Source organism: Motilimonas thetidivivens (assembly GCF_046452435.1).
In the GTDB taxonomy this organism is placed as follows: domain Bacteria; phylum Pseudomonadota; class Gammaproteobacteria; order Enterobacterales; family CBDFNC01; genus Motilimonas.
This window is the reverse complement of record NZ_JBKFDK010000035.1, coordinates 15,304-32,584: the sequence shown is the minus strand read 5'-3', so window position 1 is coordinate 32,584 and position 17,281 is coordinate 15,304. Positions and strand designations below refer to the sequence as shown.

At 46.2% G+C, this 17,281-nt stretch carries 11 protein-coding genes; 4 read left to right on the top strand and 7 right to left on the bottom strand.

The genetic code is table 11. The features are described from left to right. Nucleotides 1-462 precede the first annotated feature (462 nt). The 4 genes from ACK8OT_RS18540 to ACK8OT_RS18525 form a co-directional block, all read right to left on the bottom strand. Nucleotides 463-3,603: a glycosyl hydrolase family 18 protein gene (locus tag ACK8OT_RS18540; RefSeq protein WP_410197991.1), complete on the bottom strand. Its 3,141-nt coding sequence runs from the start codon at nt 3,601-3,603 to the stop codon at nt 463-465. Between the two features lie 226 nt (nt 3,604-3,829). Further along, on the bottom strand, nt 3,830-4,216 hold the full coding sequence (locus tag ACK8OT_RS18535) for a RidA family protein (protein ID WP_410197990.1): 387 nt from the start codon (nt 4,214-4,216) through the stop codon (nt 3,830-3,832). A gap of 25 nt (nt 4,217-4,241) precedes the next feature. Further along, the gene (locus tag ACK8OT_RS18530; protein ID WP_410197989.1) at nt 4,242-5,738 is read right to left on the bottom strand and encodes an N-acyl-D-amino-acid deacylase family protein; all 1,497 of its coding nucleotides are present in this window, start codon (nt 5,736-5,738) and stop codon (nt 4,242-4,244) included. Between the two features lie 2 nt (nt 5,739-5,740). Beyond that, entirely contained in the window at nt 5,741-6,607 is an 867-nt protein-coding gene (locus ACK8OT_RS18525) for a MurR/RpiR family transcriptional regulator (RefSeq protein ID WP_410197988.1), read from the bottom strand. Between the two features lie 210 nt (nt 6,608-6,817). Here ACK8OT_RS18525 and ACK8OT_RS18520 point away from each other — a divergent pair, with 210 nt between their 5' ends. Then, nucleotides 6,818-8,128, top strand: coding sequence for an amino acid deaminase (locus ACK8OT_RS18520; RefSeq protein ID WP_410197987.1), 1,311 nt, complete (start codon nt 6,818-6,820; stop codon nt 8,126-8,128). An 84-nt stretch (nt 8,129-8,212) separates the two neighbouring features. Here the strand turns inward: ACK8OT_RS18520 and ACK8OT_RS18515 are convergent, their stop codons facing one another. Both ACK8OT_RS18515 and ACK8OT_RS18510 read right to left on the bottom strand, forming a co-directional pair. After that, a complete protein-coding gene (locus ACK8OT_RS18515; protein WP_410197986.1) occupies nt 8,213-8,944 on the bottom strand; it encodes a dienelactone hydrolase family protein in 732 nt (243 codons plus the stop codon). A gap of 161 nt (nt 8,945-9,105) precedes the next feature. After that, the gene (locus ACK8OT_RS18510; RefSeq protein ID WP_410197985.1) at nt 9,106-9,924 is read right to left on the bottom strand and encodes a substrate-binding periplasmic protein; all 819 of its coding nucleotides are present in this window, start codon (nt 9,922-9,924) and stop codon (nt 9,106-9,108) included. A gap of 190 nt (nt 9,925-10,114) precedes the next feature. Between ACK8OT_RS18510 and bamJ the strand changes: the two genes are divergently transcribed. The 3 genes from bamJ (at nt 10,115) to ACK8OT_RS18495 (ending at nt 14,725) form a co-directional block, all read left to right on the top strand. After that, nucleotides 10,115-10,597, top strand: coding sequence for a BamJ family beta-barrel-assembly machinery protein (bamJ, locus tag ACK8OT_RS18505; protein WP_410197984.1), 483 nt, complete (start codon nt 10,115-10,117; stop codon nt 10,595-10,597). 316 nt (nt 10,598-10,913) lie between these two features. Then, entirely contained in the window at nt 10,914-13,172 is a 2,259-nt protein-coding gene (locus ACK8OT_RS18500) for an Orn/Lys/Arg family decarboxylase (RefSeq protein WP_410197983.1), read from the top strand. A gap of 161 nt (nt 13,173-13,333) precedes the next feature. Continuing rightward, the gene (locus ACK8OT_RS18495; RefSeq protein ID WP_410197993.1) at nt 13,334-14,725 is read left to right on the top strand and encodes an SLC13 family permease; all 1,392 of its coding nucleotides are present in this window, start codon (nt 13,334-13,336) and stop codon (nt 14,723-14,725) included. A 23-nt stretch (nt 14,726-14,748) separates the two neighbouring features. On the opposite strand, the gene ACK8OT_RS18490 is transcribed toward ACK8OT_RS18495, so the two are convergent. Then, nucleotides 14,749-16,674, bottom strand: coding sequence for a methyl-accepting chemotaxis protein (locus ACK8OT_RS18490; protein WP_410197982.1), 1,926 nt, complete (start codon nt 16,672-16,674; stop codon nt 14,749-14,751). Nucleotides 16,675-17,281 lie beyond the last annotated feature (607 nt).

Here is a 17,281-nt window from a genome sequence, read left to right as displayed (position 1 = left end):
GCTCCGCGTAGCGGCTTAGTTCAACAGCTTATTATACGGAATTCCATATAGATCCCGCACGCTACCGCACAGAAACTGTCATTCCGTAAAAAATTATCCATAATATTCAGCCAGTTAAGATTCATCACTGCCCCATAACAAGCCACACAGAGGGAAAGCAAAGCGAGAATAAATTTAGCGAGCCAAGTATGGCTTGTTAAATTTCTGGCTACGTGTTTTTTGCGATTATATATCAATACGTTAGAAATTAGCTGTGAACAAACCGAGAATTTTTTAAAAAATTTAGCGAGCCAAATTGACCAAAAATTTATAAACCCCATTATACCTGTATAAATAGCCACCATTTTTACCACTCACTACTTGCTGCTTATTGCCCTTTGTTACTCCTTGTTACTTAGGAACTACGCCCATAAAAAAACCCGCCGAAGCGGGTTTTAGTATTTAACGATTAATCGCTATTCATTAAAGCGGACACACTGGGTTCCAGCCTGTTACCCAGTTCTCAGCTGAACCAGGTTGGCCATCGTTACCACCCCAAGCACGTTGCCACACTTGGCCTTTGTGAGTCACCATGTCACCTTTGCCGTAGTTTGCACTCCAGCCGTTGGTCCAAGGTTTTAGGGTAGATACGTCAATACCACGTGCCGTACAAGAGCCATCGGTGATCACTTTCACTTCAGTCAGTGCAGCAAAGTCACCTGCATTGGTTTTGAAGATGAATGAAGATGGGCCGCCGCCAATTGGCAGATGAGCATCAGCTTTCAACGTATGGCTTGCACCCGGAGCAATGCTTACCTTAGTAGCAAAGCGGTGGAAGTCATCAACCATACCCGGTGCACCTTTGTTGCCTTGACCGTTCGCATTGTTTAGCACTGTGCCCAATGCTTTTAGGTCTTTGCTTAGGTCTGTCGAAGACGGGATGCTGTACTGAATTTCAGTAATGGTTTTGTCACTGTTGTTAGTGAACTGCCACTCAGACGTTTGCGGCCATGCCACACTTTCGTCGGTTACATAACCAACCAGTGACACAGTGACGTCTAGTTTCTGTGCTGGCAGGTTAACAAGTGGGTCAACCATGCTTAGGTCAGGGTTACCTGCACGAGTCAGGATGTCATGGCCTAATGCCGTTAGCGTGCTACCTACATAGTATTCAGCACTGCCGTTGCCTGCTAAACAGTTTGATTCAGGCACGATAGTTTCTGTACGAACGCCGTTTTCAATTGCATAACAAGCGTAGTCACCCGCCATTTCCCAGAACATGATACCGCCTAGACCTTTATCGGCAACGTAGTTCGCTTTAGCGGCGATTGCTTGCTCGTCTTCTAGGTTGATCATCACTTTCTTGGTTGGGTTCCACAGCCATGCCGCTTCTGCGTCATTGTCGTAGTAACGAGTATAAGTACCCACTAAACGGTCATCAGGATCGTTAACTGGGTCTAGACCAAACTGTGCTGCATATGTTGGCATTTGACCTGCTTCTAAGTTTTTCGCATGCCACATTGGGTTGAAGCCTGCGCCTAACTCTAAGCCATGTGGGTCTGTATCGTGCCACATGTTGTCAATACCCACCGCGCCGTTACCACAGCCTTGCTCGGTGCCGTTACCTGTACCGCGTTCACACACTTTAGTCGGTGCTTTACCGCCGTAACCGTTCACGCCGCCTTCAACGCCTTTCCAACCACGAGTGTAGTATGGTAGACCGATGTTGATACGACCTGCTGGTACAACACCACGGAAGTAGTGGTATGCCCAGTCAATATTTAGGTAACCAATGTTGCCGTAGTTTTGGTAAACCTGATATAGGTTCATTTCAGGATCTTTACCGTTATCGTAAAGTGGGCCGTTAAAGCCAACTACTTCACCCCATGAGCCAGAGAAGTCGTAGGTCATCATGTTGATAAAGTCGAGGTATTGACCCGCTGAGTACACTTCCATACCACGTAGTAGGTAACCAGATGAAGGCACCGCAACGGTTAGGTAGTAATGTACGCCATCTTCTGCTGATGCACGGTCAATGGCTTCACGAAGTTGCTTGATAAGAACGTTGTACGAGTTCATCAAGTAGCTACGACGTGGGTTTTGTACTGCACGGTCAAATGGGTTACCGCCGTCCATGAGTGCCGTTGGGTATTCGTAGTCTAAGTCGATACCGTCGAAGCCGTAAGCACGGATAAAGTCAACCGATGACTTAACGAAAGCGTCGATACCTTCTTGGTTTACGCTACCGTCAGACTTAGTTGTCATAGAGTAGAAACCACCGTTAACAACACGGCCTAGGTTGTCGATTGGACATGGACCTGTGTTAACCACACCGTTCTTATCCGCTTGACCTGGCATTACCCACTCATCTTCGGCTGTCGGTGCGTCGTTCATTGGACAAGTAGAGCCAGTGTTAGGACCCCAGAAGCCGCCGGTTTCAGCCCAGCCACCCACAGAAATAAGGGTTTTAACGCCGTTTTCTTTCTTGTACTTGTTGATTAGGTTCAAGTGACCTTTGAACTTAACGCTTGGATCCATATCGGCATCGGTTGCGCCTGGAACATCGTTCCAAACCATACCTGTGTTCGGGTTCTTAGGATCTAGCTTATAACCCGCTTCTGTTGGGTAAATATCTTCACCTACAGACACACGGTAGTTGTTGTCGATGTGAGCAAATGCGTAGTTGATATGGGTTACTTTATCCCATGCAACGTCAGTTGCTAGGTAAGTAGGTTGGCCATTTGCGCCGTTACGCCAGTTAGTGAAGTAACCGATTACGCGACGAGAAGTACCATTGATTGGTTTCTCAGCACCGCCTTCTTGGTAAACCGTACAGTAAGGTACGTCAACGCCAGGGGTTTTGTATAGACCTTCAGGGCGACACGCTTCGTGATTTGCGTTTGGATCTGGTGTTGGTTCAACCGTTGGCTCTGCGGTCGGTTCAACCGTTGGTTCTGCTGTTGGCTCAGCCGTTGGCTCAGCTGTTGGCTCTGCAGTCGGTTCTGCGGTCGGCTCAGCTGTTGGTTCAGCTGTTGGTTCTGCGGTCGGCTCTGCAGTTGGTTCTGCTGTTGGCTCAGCCGTTGGCTCAGCTGTTGGCTCTGCAGTCGGTTCTGCGGTCGGTTCAACCGTTGGTTGCACGCCAGCACATGGCACTTCAGTCCAGAACCAGTTTGATGTTGATGGCGTTTCCCATGTACCTGGGTTGTTTTTCGCTTCGTAACAAACGCCTTTGTAAATCACAACGTCGCCGTTGCTAACTTTGGTTTTACCCGGTACCCATGGAATTTCATTACCTGGTACAGGAGTAGGAGCAACCGTTGGCTCAGCTGTTGGCTCTGACGTTGGCTCAGCTGTTGGTTCAGCAGTTGGTTCAGCAGTTGGAGTCGGCGTAGGCTCTACACCAGAACACGCTTGTGGCGTCCAAAACCAGCTAGAAGAAGCTGAAGGGGTTTCCCAAGTACCTGGATTGTTTTTAGCTTGGTAACATTCGCCTTTGAAGATAACCACGTCGCCGTTAGCAACTTTGGTTTTACCGGCTACCCATTCTATTTCACCGGCGGCATGGGCTTGGCCACCAATAGCTGCACTTAGCGCAAGCGCTAAGAGCGATATTTTCGTTTTCATATTTTCATCCTTGAGATAAAACAACCATCCATTGATTGCGGATATTATGATAGACCATTGATCTGGTAAGGCTGATAATTTATTTAGGACAATATGAGGTATCTCAAGAAATTTAGCCGTTTTTTGATATAAATCAATGGAACCGATACCATAAAATCCATTATCAAAAACAGAAATTTAACATGAAGATAACCAAGCACTTACAATTAAGTGCTTGGCTTTGGTGCTAGGGCGCTTTATAGCAAGTCACGTCCACTTCAACTTTAACGTCAACCACCAAGTCACACACCATGCAAATGCGAGCAGGTGGATGCTCGCCAAAAAACTCTTTAAATACCTTGTTGAACGACTGAAAATAACGCGAGTCGGTCAACACCACTTTTACATGCACCACATCTTTTAGCTCATATCCTGCACTGGTCATAATATCAATACAGTTTTGGATGGCGAGACGAGATTGTTCAACAATACCCCCTTCCACCACTTCGCCATCTTTCATTGGCGTTTGACCCGAAACATACAAGAAACCACCCGCTTCTACCGCACTTGAAAAGGGTAAATGTTGGCCACCTGTACCGGTACCGCCTTCTGCGCCATATCGTTTAATTGTCATACTATCTCCTACATCAGCCATGCTGCTAGTTAGTTTTTACTGACGCGCGAGGCAAAAATCGCCCTGCCCGCTGCGCCGTTAATTGATTATTTTGGTATGCGCTGACTCCATTAACCCAAACCTGATGGATCCCCTGTGCCGCTTGAATGGGATCGGTAAAGGTGGCCTTGTCTGCTATGGTGTCAGCATCAAATAACACCAAATCGGCATAGTAGCCGGTTTGGATCAAGCCGCGGTGTCCTAAGCCAAATTCCTTGGCACTTAAGCCTGTCATTTTATGAACCGCAGTCGGTAAATCGAATAACTTTTGTTCGCGACAATAATGCCCAAGTACACGTGGAAACGCGCCCCACAAACGCGGATGTGGATGTGGATCATTGGGTAAACCATCAGAGCCCACCATGGTGCGCGGATAACTCAGCACACGCTTTACATCGTCGGGGTGTAAACCATGATAAACAGCGCCGGCCGGTTGTAATCGCTTGGCCGCCGTCATTAAACTCACCTGCCAGTCCGCAGCTATCTCTTTTAATAAGCGCCCGGCTTGACTTGGCTCGGGATCGGACCAAGTAATAAAAATATCGAAGTCTTCGGTCACCTGATTTAAATCTAAGGTGGATGAGCTGGCGCTGTAGGGATAGCAATCACAAGCCACCTTTTGTTTACTCGCTTGCTGCTCTAAATACGCTAAGGTTTCAGTGGTTCGACCCCAATTGGCGGCGCCAGCACATTTTAAATGGGAAATAATTAAAGGCACACCGCCATGCTCAGCCGTGCTAAAGGCTTCTTCCATTGCCTCTAAGATGGCATCAAATTCGGTGCGCATATGAGTGGTATAAATACCATTAAAATCAGCCAATTCGGCAACCAATGCCATAACTTCATCGGTACTGGCTTGGTGAGCACTGGCATAAGCCAAGCCTGAGCTTAATCCTAACGCGCCTTGCGCCATGGCTTGACGTAATTGTTGGCGCATAAGGTCAATTTGCTGCTGATTAGCCGTTTGATATAAATCGGCCATATAGTTATTACGCAGCGCGGTGTGCCCCACCAGCGCCGCTACATTAACTCTAGGAACAGCGGCTTTTACTGCAGCAACATAGTCGGCAAATTGGGGATAGACGAAATCCTCTTGTCGGCCCAGTAAATTCATTGGATCAGGCGGTGGCCCATCTAGAGTCACAGGGCTAGCACTAATACCGCAATTGCCAACAATGACAGTGGTGATGCCTTGGCTAATCTTACAAAGCATGTCGGGATCGCGGATCACATTGGTATCATCATGGGTATGAACATCAACAAAACCAGGCGCTAATACCAAACCTTTGCCATCAATGATCGCTTGCCCCACTAACGAATTGGCAGGCGCAATGGCGGCAATGCGCTCGCCTTGAATTGCCACGTCGCCTTGATAAGCCGAGTTACCAGAGCCATCTATCAGCAACACATCACGAATGACTTGTTCATAACCATGGTCAGCTAACTGAGTTATATTGGCAGCTTGCTCGATTATTGTGGACATACTCAATCCCCTAACGGTTGGCGATCAACACCGCCTCTGTGCTGCTCTAATACCAGTTTGATTTTTCGTAATTTATCGCGAGATTTACGCTTATGCTTGATGGCCAATTCGGTCACAAGTACATCAATCGCAGCCATTATTGCGTAACGCGACGCGGTGGGCTTAAAAATGTAATCGGTTTCATCTGTACTTATCGGCAACAGCACATCAAGGGCCTTCGCCAGTGGGGTATTGTCTTGGGTAATGCCGACCACTTGGATCTGGTTTTGCTTAGCAATATTCACAGCAGCAAGTACATCCGGTGAATAGCCGCCACTGGATAGGCAAATCACGGCATCACTGGCATCTAACGTAGCACTCGCCATACGCATTAACATAGGATCGCTATAAGCAGTTACGGCATATCCCAAGCGAAACAAACGATATTGTAGCTCTTGGGCTAAAGCGGTTGAGCCACCGCCGACACCAAATATCAAGATCTGCCTCGATTGGCTCAGTAGGTTAACCCCCGCATCAACCCTCTCCTGAGTCAGCAATTGGCTATTAACATCCAACGTCGATTTGATACCCTCATAAATGCCTGAAATGCCAGTTGGCTCAACGTTAACATCAGTGATAAAACGCTGGCCAATCGCTAATGATTGGGCAATTTTGAGCTTCAAATCTCGCACATTGCGACAATTCACGGCACGAGCAAAGCGGGTAATACTGGCCTCACTCACATTTGCCCCTTGGGCTAGTTGGCTAATACTGGCACTGGCGGCAAACGCTAAATCAGCGAGAACAAACTGAGCGACTTTTTTTTCCGCATCGCGTAATTGACTAAAACATTCATTAATCACAGATACGATGTCTAACTCGTATTTCATGACTTGTCCTTATAGCGCTTGAGAAGAAACCCGCTTATATTACCCTTTTATGTTTGAAACTATCAAACTTTATCAAGAACTATGATAGTTATCATTTTAAGATAAACTGCTAGATGTGGGCTTTATTTTTCGGCAATATAGCCGCAAACGCTATTTTCAAGATTAATTTAGCTAAGTTTTATTAATAGCTAAGGTAAATATGAGGTCACCGTGTTTGTTACTAAGTATCAAAAAAGCAGTCCACAGCAATCCGATACCGTGATTCCTGCAACGACACAAGCCAGTCTTACCTGTGTGACAAAAGGATTAGGTGAGCCCAGTAACACTCCTTGGCAATTACTTGAAGAAGAGATAAGCCTCCCTGTTGCGGTGATCTATCAGCAAAAAATAGATAATAATCTTGCATGGATGCAGCGCTTTGCTGACCATTATCAGGTTAAACTGGCTCCCCATGGTAAAACCACCATGACCCCAGCCCTATTTCAACAGCAACGGGATGCGGGAGCTTGGGCTATCACCCTCGCAACAGCGCCTCAGGTCATGGCTGCCTATCTCAATGGCATTAAACGCATCATTATGGCTAATCAATTGATTGGTAAGCAAAATATGCAGTTGATTGCCAATGTAATTGCTGATCCGGATGTTGAATTCTACTGTCTGGTGGATTCTGCCGCTCAGGTCAAACAGCTTGATACATTCTTTGCTAATAAAGCCAAACCGCTAAACGTACTGATTGAAGTGGGTGTCGACGGCGGTCGCTGCGGCTGTCGTAACAACGAACAAATATGGCAATTGGCGGCGCAAATTCAACAATCACCTTGGCTATCATTAGCCGGTCTAGAGTTTTATGAAGGGGTGATCCAAAGCGAACAGCCAGAGCAAGCCATTCGCGCGTTTATCAACAATGCTATCGATGTATTACAACAACTGGAAGAACAAGGCCTCATCAGCAGCTCTAACCCCATTATTACGGGCGCTGGCAGTGCTTGGTATGATGTTGTCGCAAGCACGTTCGCCCAAGCTAACTTGCCTCGTCATTGGTTAGCCGTGATTCGCCCTGGCTGTTACTTGATCCACGACACAGGTATTTATTTAGCAGCGCAAGATGCGGTGATAAATCGTAACCCGATCGCCTGTGATATTGGCGGGGATCTGCAATCAAGCTTAGAAGTATGGGCTTATGTGCAATCGGTACCCGAGCCTGGACTTGCGGTGATCGGCATGGGTAAACGAGATGTGGCATTTGATGCAGGGTTACCAACACCTGAGCAACATTTTCGCCCCAATTGGCGTCAAGCTAAGCCAGATGCCTTGCCTAAACAGGCCCCAAATTCATGGCGCGTCACTGCGGTAATGGATCAACACGCCTATTTAACTTGTCCCTTAGATGCGGATATTGAAGTAGGCGATATGATAGGTTTTTCTAGCTCTCATCCGTGTTTAACTTTTGATAAATGGAAACATATCGCAGTGATAAATGATAAGTATCAAGTCACCCAGTTACTTAGCACTTATTTCTAAGCCAACCTCAGTTTACTGAGGTCGGCTGCGTGTTGGCTTTGCTTTGCAAAGTTTACCAAGGATGGTGAATTTTTCTGGCTGTAGCTACAACTGTTTATCAAGAAACGAAAGCAATGCCGCCCATGATTTTTCATCGGCGGTTTGCTGATAACGTTCGCTACCAAACACCGTGAAAGCATGAGGCGCGCCCGAGTAAACTTGGATTTCATAGGGCACCTTAGCTTGCTCTAACTCAACCGAAAGTGCCGCCACATCTGTCATCGGGATCGCGCTATCAGCGCCGCCATGAGCAATCAAAATAGGCGCGGTATTCGCCGAATAGCTTTGTCCTTGCGGGGTTTGCAACCCACCATGGAAACTTGCGTAACCCGCGATCCCCTCGCCCTTGCCTGAGCGAGCCAGCTCTAACACTGCCGCGCCACCAAAACAGTACCCCATCACAACACTTTGTTTAGCACTGCTATGCTGCTTGGCCTCGGCTAATCCCGCCAAAATCAGTTGACGCATTTTTTCTCTGTCATTGTATAGCTTACCCGTTTCTTCTTTTTTCATTTCCAGTTCAACGGGCCGATTACCTTTACCGTAAAGATCAACAGCAAACGTATCATAACCAAGCTGGGATAACATTTCGGTACGCTTTTGCTCATAATCCGTTAAGCCATCCCAATCGTGGATCAATAACACCAATCCTTTACTCTCACCTTTAGCGCTTTGGTAATAACCTTGGTAGGTAACGTCGTTCACTTGATAGTCAACTTGTGCTGCCATGGACTGCGAAGCAACTAACAATCCCGCTCCTATAATGAAATGTTTCATGTTCAATTTCTCACTCTATATTTAGTCAACAGAATATTAACGAGTCCAATAAGAAGCTTGGATCAAAGCGATGATAACTTTACTCAGCGGATTTTAACTTCCCTATCGCGGCGATACCCAATCAAGTTGATTGGGTATATGGTGCATGGTTGAAAAAGTTGTCACATGGGTTGCTGCTGGCGAAGCCAAACGGCCATGTATTTATCAAACAAGGTATCAAAGGTCTTAAACTCGGTGAGTTGATTAACCTGTTTATTTAAAAACGCTCTGAGCGCGGGCGTATTACATCCGGATTTTTTCGATAAGGTGAAATACAAGCCTTCTACCGATACCGGCGTTGGCAAATGTGTAATGTTGGCCTTCAACCCTGAGGATTCTAAGATAGTAAGCCCCTGATAAAGCTCATATAAAGCATAATCAAAGCGCCCAGCTAAGAGCATGGTAAACGAGCGTTCAGCCGAGGCACTATTGCGAATTTCAAGATTTTGTTTGGCATACTGATCAAAAGCTTGACCAAAGCTATTGTTGATCAAGGTGCCACCTCTTTTACCTTTTAAATCTTGCCATTGCTGGTAGTTAAACTCTTTGCCTTTAGCGACCCAAACAACGCTGGGGACATCGGTAAACTGAGGCTGAATATAGTCCATGTAGGTTTGCCGCTCTTGGGTAATAAATGCCCCCGCTAACATATCCACTTCACCACGACGGGCATCTTGCTGCGCTCTAGCCCAGTTGCCACGATCGCGTGCATCTACCGCAATCCCTGTGTCCATTAATGCCAGCTCTAATAACTCGATTGCGACACCCGTAAGCTTGTCAGGGTTGTCCGCGTCACGCCATAAAATCGGCGGATATTCAGCGTTTCCGGTTACCAGCAAACTACGGCAAATGGTCAAGGGTTGTTCACTCGCAACGGCGTTTGCGAGCCCACTGCAAAGTATCAGGGTGAATGCACTGGCTATTTTTTTGAAATTCAGCATATTTATTTCATCGCAATCAAAGGCTCGTCATTGTTATTAATGCTAGTTAGATATCAGCTTTTCTCCAGTTTCTAGGCCATTCGCGACATCAAATATTGATCAAGTTGAGACTGAACCAACACCAATATCTACTGGGCAAGCACAACAAAGCTGATTAAAATGGCGAAAATTAACTTTTTAGGAATTGAATGTGTTTAAGTTTGTCATTGCCGTCGTGATTATTGGCTTCATCGCGTTTTACATTGTACGCAACAGTAATAACAAAGAAATTGCGGCTGAAAACATGGCCAAGGGAGAGGTATTTCTCCAAAAGAATCGTTTAGAGCCGGGAGTTGTGGTGACCGAATCGGGTTTACAGTACTTGAAGTTAAACGAAGGTATGGGCACTGAACATCCAACAGCGAGCGACAAGGTGAAAGTGCACTATCATGGCACTCTGATTGATGGCACCGTATTCGATAGCTCTATCGACCGAGGCAAACCGATTACATTTGGTTTAAATCAAGTGATCAGTGGCTGGACTGAAGGATTACAATTAATGGTGGTCGGTGAAAAAGCCCGCTTTTTTATACCAAGTACCTTAGGCTATCAACATCGTAATGTTGGCAGTATTCCACCTGGCTCAACATTGATTTTCGATGTTGAGTTATTGGCGATCAATCCCAAACACTAAGCTCAACTTCTTATTAGGTGCAGTGAAAACGATGCCGTCACTGCGTCTTGCTAGCCCAAATTTAAGTGACGCACCTACCACCGTTCGAAGCCTAAGCCGCTTTCCTTAACACCCCAAATGGGCTCTTACTTTTCCTCAAATTAGCCTTTATGATAGATTAGTAATTCTGTAAGTTATTGCTGCTTTTGCAATTATTTGACACTACATCACAGCAAGTGCATAACTATTATTTATCCAATAAATGACGTTGTTCGCTAGCTTGTATATATTTTGTAAGCACATGCGCTTCCCCAAACCAACGCACTAAGGCATAACCATGAAATTTCATTTCCCTGTGATCATCATTGATGAAGACTTTCGCTCCGAGAATATTTCTGGCTCGGGTATTCGTGATGTCGCCGAAGCCATAGGAAAACAGGGTTATGATATTGTCGGCTTTACTAGCTTTGGCGATCTCAGTGCGTTTGCCCAGCAGGCCAGTCGCGCCTCTTGTTTTATCGTGTCCATTGACGATGACGAATTTGGTAGCGGCAGTGCGCAGGAAGTGGATCAAGCTTTAACCGACCTGCGCCAATTTATAAAAGGCGTGCGTCGACGCAATAACGACATTCCGATCTTTTTGTATGGTGAAACACGCACCAGTCAACACATTCCCAATGATATTTTACGTGAGCTGCATGGCTTTATTCATATGTTTGAAGACACCGCAGATTTTGTGGCTAAATACATCATACGTGAAGCCAAAAAATACCTCGATGGCCTTGCGCCACCATTTTTCAAAGCGTTGATGAATTATGCCGCCGATAGCTCTTATTCTTGGCACAGCCCGGGGCATTCAGGTGGCGTGGCGTTTCTCAAAAGCCCAGTCGGGCAAATGTTCCACCAATTTTTTGGTGAAAACATGCTGCGCGCCGATGTGTCTAGCTCGGTAGACGAGCTGGGCCAATTGCTAGACCATACTGGTCCAGTGGCGAAAAGTGAACAAAACGCCGCACGTATATTTAATGCAGATCATTTATTCTTTGTCACTAATGGCACCTCCACCTCCAACAAAATTGTGTGGCATTCCACCGTCGCCGCGGGGGATATTGTGATCGTGGATAGAAATTGCCATAAGTCAATTTTACACGCCATTATCATGACGGGCGCTATACCTATCTTCCTGATGCCCACCCGTAACCACTATGGCATCATTGGCCCCATTCCTAAGGCGCAGTTTTGCCCTGAGGTGATCAAAGCCAAAATTGCCGCGCACCCCATTGCCAGCCAGGCCAAAGATCAAACCCCGCGTATTTTAACCATTACCCAAAGTACCTATGATGGTGTGCTTTATAACGTTGAGCAGATCAAGGCAACCCTTGGCAGTTATATCGATACCCTGCATTTTGACGAAGCTTGGTTACCGCACGCTGCATTTCATGACTTTTACCAAAACATGCACGCCATCGGCGGTAATGAACGACCTCGCGCCGATGACGCATTGATCTTTGCTACTCAGTCCACCCATAAATTGTTGGCAGGTATTTCTCAGGCATCACAAATCTTGGTGCAAGATGCCAAGCAGCGTCACTTAGACAGCCATCGCTTTAACGAGTCGTATTTAATGCACTCATCCACCAGCCCCCAATACGCCATTATCGCTTCGTGTGACATTGCCGCTGCCATGATGGAGCAACCGGGCGGGCGCGCCTTAGTGGAAGAGTCATTAATTGAAGCCGTGGATTTTCGTCGTGCCATGCGCAAAGTGGATCAAGAATTTGGCGAGCATGATTGGTGGTTTCAGGTATGGGGACCACAAGCATTGCCCGAGCAAGGCATAGGTCAACGTGAAGATTGGTTACTCGACCAGCAAGATAACTGGCACAACTTTGGCAAAATTGAGCCGGGCTTTAACATGCTCGACCCCATTAAAGCCACCATAGTGAACCCTGGCTTAAACAGCAAAGGCGAGTTTGAAAGCACCGGGATCCCGGCCACCGTATTGACCAAATACTTGGCCGAGCATGGCATCGTTGTTGAAAAAACCGGCCTGTATTCCTTCTTTATTATGTTCACAATCGGCATTACCAAAGGGCGCTGGAATTCCATGGTGACCGAGCTACAACAATTTAAAGATGACTATGACCAAAACCTGCCGCTATGGCGCTTAATGCCTGAATTTGTTGAGCAATACCCTTGCTATGAAAAAGTCGGCCTAAAGGATTTATGTCAGCAAATTCATACCATGTATCAGTGCAACAATATCTCCAAAGTGACCACAGATATGTATGTCTCGGATATCTCCCCCGCCATGTTACCCAGCGAAGCGTGGCGTAAAATGGCACATCGAGAAGTAGAGCGAGTAACCATAGATGAATTAGATGGGCGAGTCACCGCCATGATGGTGACCCCTTACCCTCCGGGGATCCCCTTGATGGTGCCGGGTGAGCGCTTTAACGCAACCATTATTCACTACCTTAAGTTTATTCGTGAATTTAACCAGCAATTTCCCGGCTTCGAAACTTATGTGCATGGTTTAGTCAAAAAAGAGGTTAACGGTAAAGCGCAATACTATGTCGATGTCGTGATTGAATAAACATATCCCCCTCAACCTGAAGATGCTTGATTGGGTATACACTTAAATTAGGTATCAAATTCTGTTGGGGGTTAGCTATGGTATTTAAAAGCCAAAAGCGCGCATCATCGCTGCCTAAATGGATTACCTTTTGGCCCGCATTTTTACTTGGCCCCTTAGCCATGTTGCTGACGCTGATCATCCCCTCGCCTATTGCCGAGCTGACGCCCGCTGCTTGGCGAACCTTAGGGCTGGTATTATGGATGGCCACTTGGTGGGTCAGTGAAGTGATCCCTATTCCAGCAACGTCACTGCTCCCGCTTGTTATGGTGCCGTTTGCCAATATCGCGTCTTTAAGTAGCACCGCCCCGTCTTATGCCCATCCATTAATCTTCCTCTTTCTGGGCGGATTTTTGCTTTCTTTGGCCATGGAAAAATGGCAATTACACAAACGCATCGCGCTGCGAACCATGCTATTGGCTGGCACTTCCCGCAGTCAGCAATTATTAGCCATGATGCTAGTGACGGCATTTTTATCTATGTGGATGTCTAACACAGCAACCTCGGTGATGATGCTACCTATCGCCATGTCTATTATTGCTATGACAAAAGCAAACCAAGCCAATGACGATGGCGTGTTTGCCAAGGCCATGCTTCTTGGGCTTGCCTATGCTGCCAGTATCGGAGGGATCGCAACCTTGATCGGTACGCCCCCTAATGCGTTGATGGCGGCTTATTTAGCAGAGAATTATGATTTGCAGGTCGGTTTTGCGCAGTGGATGATGCTCGGCTTACCCTTATCTTGCCTACTCTTACTCAGCGCTTGGCTATGGCTCGCGCATATCCACTTCAACGTTAATCTTGGCTCGTCTTATTCTGGAAAGTCACTCATCACTGCGCAGCTCAAGGAGCTTGGTCCGATGACACGCGCAGAGCGAACGGTACTTTGGGTATTTTTAGCGACCGCATTAAGCTGGCTATTGCGTCCTTATCTTAGCCAACTGAGTGGATTAAATATTAGCGATACCAGTATTGCCCTTATTGCCGCCTTAGCTTTATTTTGTCTGCCAGCCAATGGCAAACACGATGAACGAATACTCGATTGGCAAACTGCGCAACAGGTACCATGGGGCGTATTGTTATTGTTTGGCGGCGGGCTGGCACTGGCAGCACAAGTGCAAGCATCAGGTCTAGCGGATTATATCGCAGCGTTAATGCAGCATATGAGCCATGTCGAGCTGGTTATTGGCATTGTTTTGGTCACCGCTTGCATTACCTTTCTCACGGAAATAACCAGCAACAGTGCTACTGCGGCTGGTTTCTTGCCCTTACTTGGCCCGGTTGCCGTCTCCTTTACTGGCAGCCCGTTATCTTGGGTCGTACCAGCGGCCTTAGCTGCAAGTTGCGCCTTTATGATGCCAGTTGCAACACCTCCCAATGCCATTGTATTTGGCTCTGGAGAGCTCAGAATTGGCGACATGGTTAAGGCTGGTTTATTTCTAAACCTGGTGGCAATCTTACTTATCACCTTAGTGACGGTGTATTTAATGCCACTGATTATCACCGTCAAATAAACCTAATGCGCAATAATGGCTGATTAGACCTTAAACGCCGACATCGTTTGTTTCAAATTACTTGATAAGGTTTGCAGCTGCGCAATCACTTCACTCGAGCGCGCGACCGCAAGGAGGGATTGCTCGGATTCCTCGTTCATACGCTCGGTACTGGCATTCACTTCATTGGCTACCGCGGTTTGCTCTTCGGCCATCGCGGCGATGGAGTTGATCATGTCGTAGAGACCTTGGATCGCATTGCGCAAGCTGTGTTGAATAGCATCGGAGCGACCGATTTCATCCATACTTTGCTTGGCATCGGTGGCGGCCGCTTCAATGACGCTAACTAGGCCTTTCGATTCATTTTGCAAGCGTTCAATACTGGATTGAATTTCTTCTGTTGACTCACGCGTTTTACTGGCCAAGGCGCGAACTTCATCGGCCACGACGGCAAAACCACGACCACTTTCTCCAGCGCGAGCCGCTTCGATAGCCGCATTCAAAGCCAACAGGTTAGTTTGCTCGGCAATACCTTGGATAACATCTAACACACTGCCAATTTGTACGCTTAGTTCGTCAAACTTCATCACTCGTTGATTCGCTTGTTCAACTTTATTCACTAGCATATTGATTTGTTGCGTGACTTGCTCGGCTATCACGCCGCTGTCTTGAGAGTCTGATTTAACACTGTCGATATTTTCTAACGCCGCTTGAATGCTCACACTTTCTTGCTCAATGGCACGAGTCACTTCGGCCATGGCTTGGCTAACATGGGCAATCTCTTGTTTTTGACGATGAACGGCTTGGTCGACTTCATTACTGCTTTGCATCATGGTGTTAACTTGACGCGTGGTGTTATCTGCAGCTTGGTTAGCATTGATAATCAAGTTACGCGTTTTAGCTAAGAACTGATTAACACTTTTAGCCATCAGACCAATTTCATCTTCACTATTAATATCAATCTGTTGGGTTAAGTCACCGCCTCCTTTGGCCAGTTCTCCCAGTGCTTTGGTCAGCACTTTTACCTTGGCTAAAATGCGGTTGATAATAATAAAAGATAACGCCGCGAGCATGACTAAACCTAATGCCAGCATCACCCAAGTTAAGTTCATCACCAAGGCACCAGAGGCACGGCTCATTTCGGTATCGATTTCTCGGATTAACTGTGCGTTACTCTCATTCACTTCTTTAAAGCTGGCCGCTAGCTTATTTTGATTGACCTGAGATTGCTCGCTGATGATTTGCTCAACCTGCTGAGCACTATTGGTAATCAGTTGTTTAAATTCAACTTCTGTTTTTTCAATCATCTGATTTTGCAGACTTTTATCTAACGCGATGATCAATTTTCCTAAATTACGTCCTTGGTGATCGATCTCCGTTTGCGCTAAATAAATATTGCTGTTGTTTTGCGCACCATTGAGCAGTTTTTCCATTCGGCGCTGCCCTTTGCCCTCATTAACCAGCTGCGACACCATAGGGTTAGCATTGTCTAAATAGCGTGTTAGGTAACGTCCTTTGTCATCATAAAAAGTGGCAAAAACCACACTGGTATTTTGATGCGCAGCGCGCACTAATTCGGTCAGCTTAGGCATGTCGCGATCTAAAATGGCTTGCGGTGAAATAGAGGCAAGCATAGTGGCCATGCCATCGGCACTGGCTTTAGCATTGTTATCAAGCAGCACCGTCATATTTTTCTGCTTTTCATTGAGCTGTTGCTTTAAGCTGCTACTCAGCGCTTGATGGGTGTTTTGTGCCATGGCATCAAGTGCAAGTTGGCTTTCTTGGCGGGCTTCGTTCAGCTCACTATCAAGCATTTGCGAGGATTCTTTTAGCTTTTGCTGTAGCTCGCCAACTAAACTCGATACGCGATTTTCAGTAAAGGAAATCGAGGTGTAAGTTTGCATCGCAACAAGAATAAACACAGCAAGAATGACTTGCAGTAATAATGACTGCTTGATTTTTGTTAGCATAATTGATCATTCCATTATGGCTATAAGGTCAGGGGGCATAGAATACCTTTATTCCCTTGGCAAATTAATCGCAAATACTGATATAAAAGTAAATTATTCAGAGTATTTAGCTAATCTTTACATCACTGATTTGGTTTATCTTAAAGATAGCTAAACTTAGCCATAATTAAAGCCACAAAGCTTAACTTGTGATTGGATACGGTTTTGATCTTTGTTGATTTATGACATAGTAATTTTCGCTACCCCGTCCGCCTAATTGAGTGGATATTACTAAATCTTGATATATACAAAACATAAAACCCAATCAATATCACCGTTAAATTGGATCTAGCTCAAACTCACACACAATTCACATTGCACCAATATGGTGACAACATCTATATTGTGGGTATTAAGCAAGACAATGGAACCGATACCAAGCAATCAGGATGATTGCCGGTTTCAATGTAATCAAGGATAGGCTTAATACTGTTATGTTTAACAATGCAAATTCGGCTGTTGTCGGATATTTTGCACCTGCCTGTCCTGTATTTCTGCCATTACCTTGCCTAATAGAGCTACTGCTTGGATTACCTGAGCACGCTTGCAATGGAACCTACCTTTTAAG

Excerpts from the sequence above, each read along its gene's own strand:
- ACK8OT_RS18540 (WP_410197991.1), bottom strand. The coding sequence starts at position 3,603 with ATGAAAACGAAAATATCGCTCTTAGCGCTTGCGCTAAGTGCAGCTATT.
- ACK8OT_RS18535 (WP_410197990.1), bottom strand. The coding sequence starts at position 4,216 with ATGACAATTAAACGATATGGCGCAGAAGGCGGTACCGGTACAGGTGGC.
- ACK8OT_RS18530 (WP_410197989.1), bottom strand. The coding sequence starts at position 5,738 with ATGTCCACAATAATCGAGCAAGCTGCCAATATAACTCAGTTAGCTGAC.
- ACK8OT_RS18525 (WP_410197988.1), bottom strand. The coding sequence starts at position 6,607 with ATGAAATACGAGTTAGACATCGTATCTGTGATTAATGAATGTTTTAGT.
- ACK8OT_RS18515 (WP_410197986.1), bottom strand. The coding sequence starts at position 8,944 with ATGAAACATTTCATTATAGGAGCGGGATTGTTAGTTGCTTCGCAGTCC.
- ACK8OT_RS18510 (WP_410197985.1), bottom strand. The coding sequence starts at position 9,924 with ATGCTGAATTTCAAAAAAATAGCCAGTGCATTCACCCTGATACTTTGC.
- ACK8OT_RS18500 (WP_410197983.1), top strand. The coding sequence starts at position 10,914 with ATGAAATTTCATTTCCCTGTGATCATCATTGATGAAGACTTTCGCTCC.
- ACK8OT_RS18495 (WP_410197993.1), top strand. The coding sequence starts at position 13,334 with ATGTTGCTGACGCTGATCATCCCCTCGCCTATTGCCGAGCTGACGCCC.
- ACK8OT_RS18490 (WP_410197982.1), bottom strand. The coding sequence starts at position 16,674 with ATGCTAACAAAAATCAAGCAGTCATTATTACTGCAAGTCATTCTTGCT.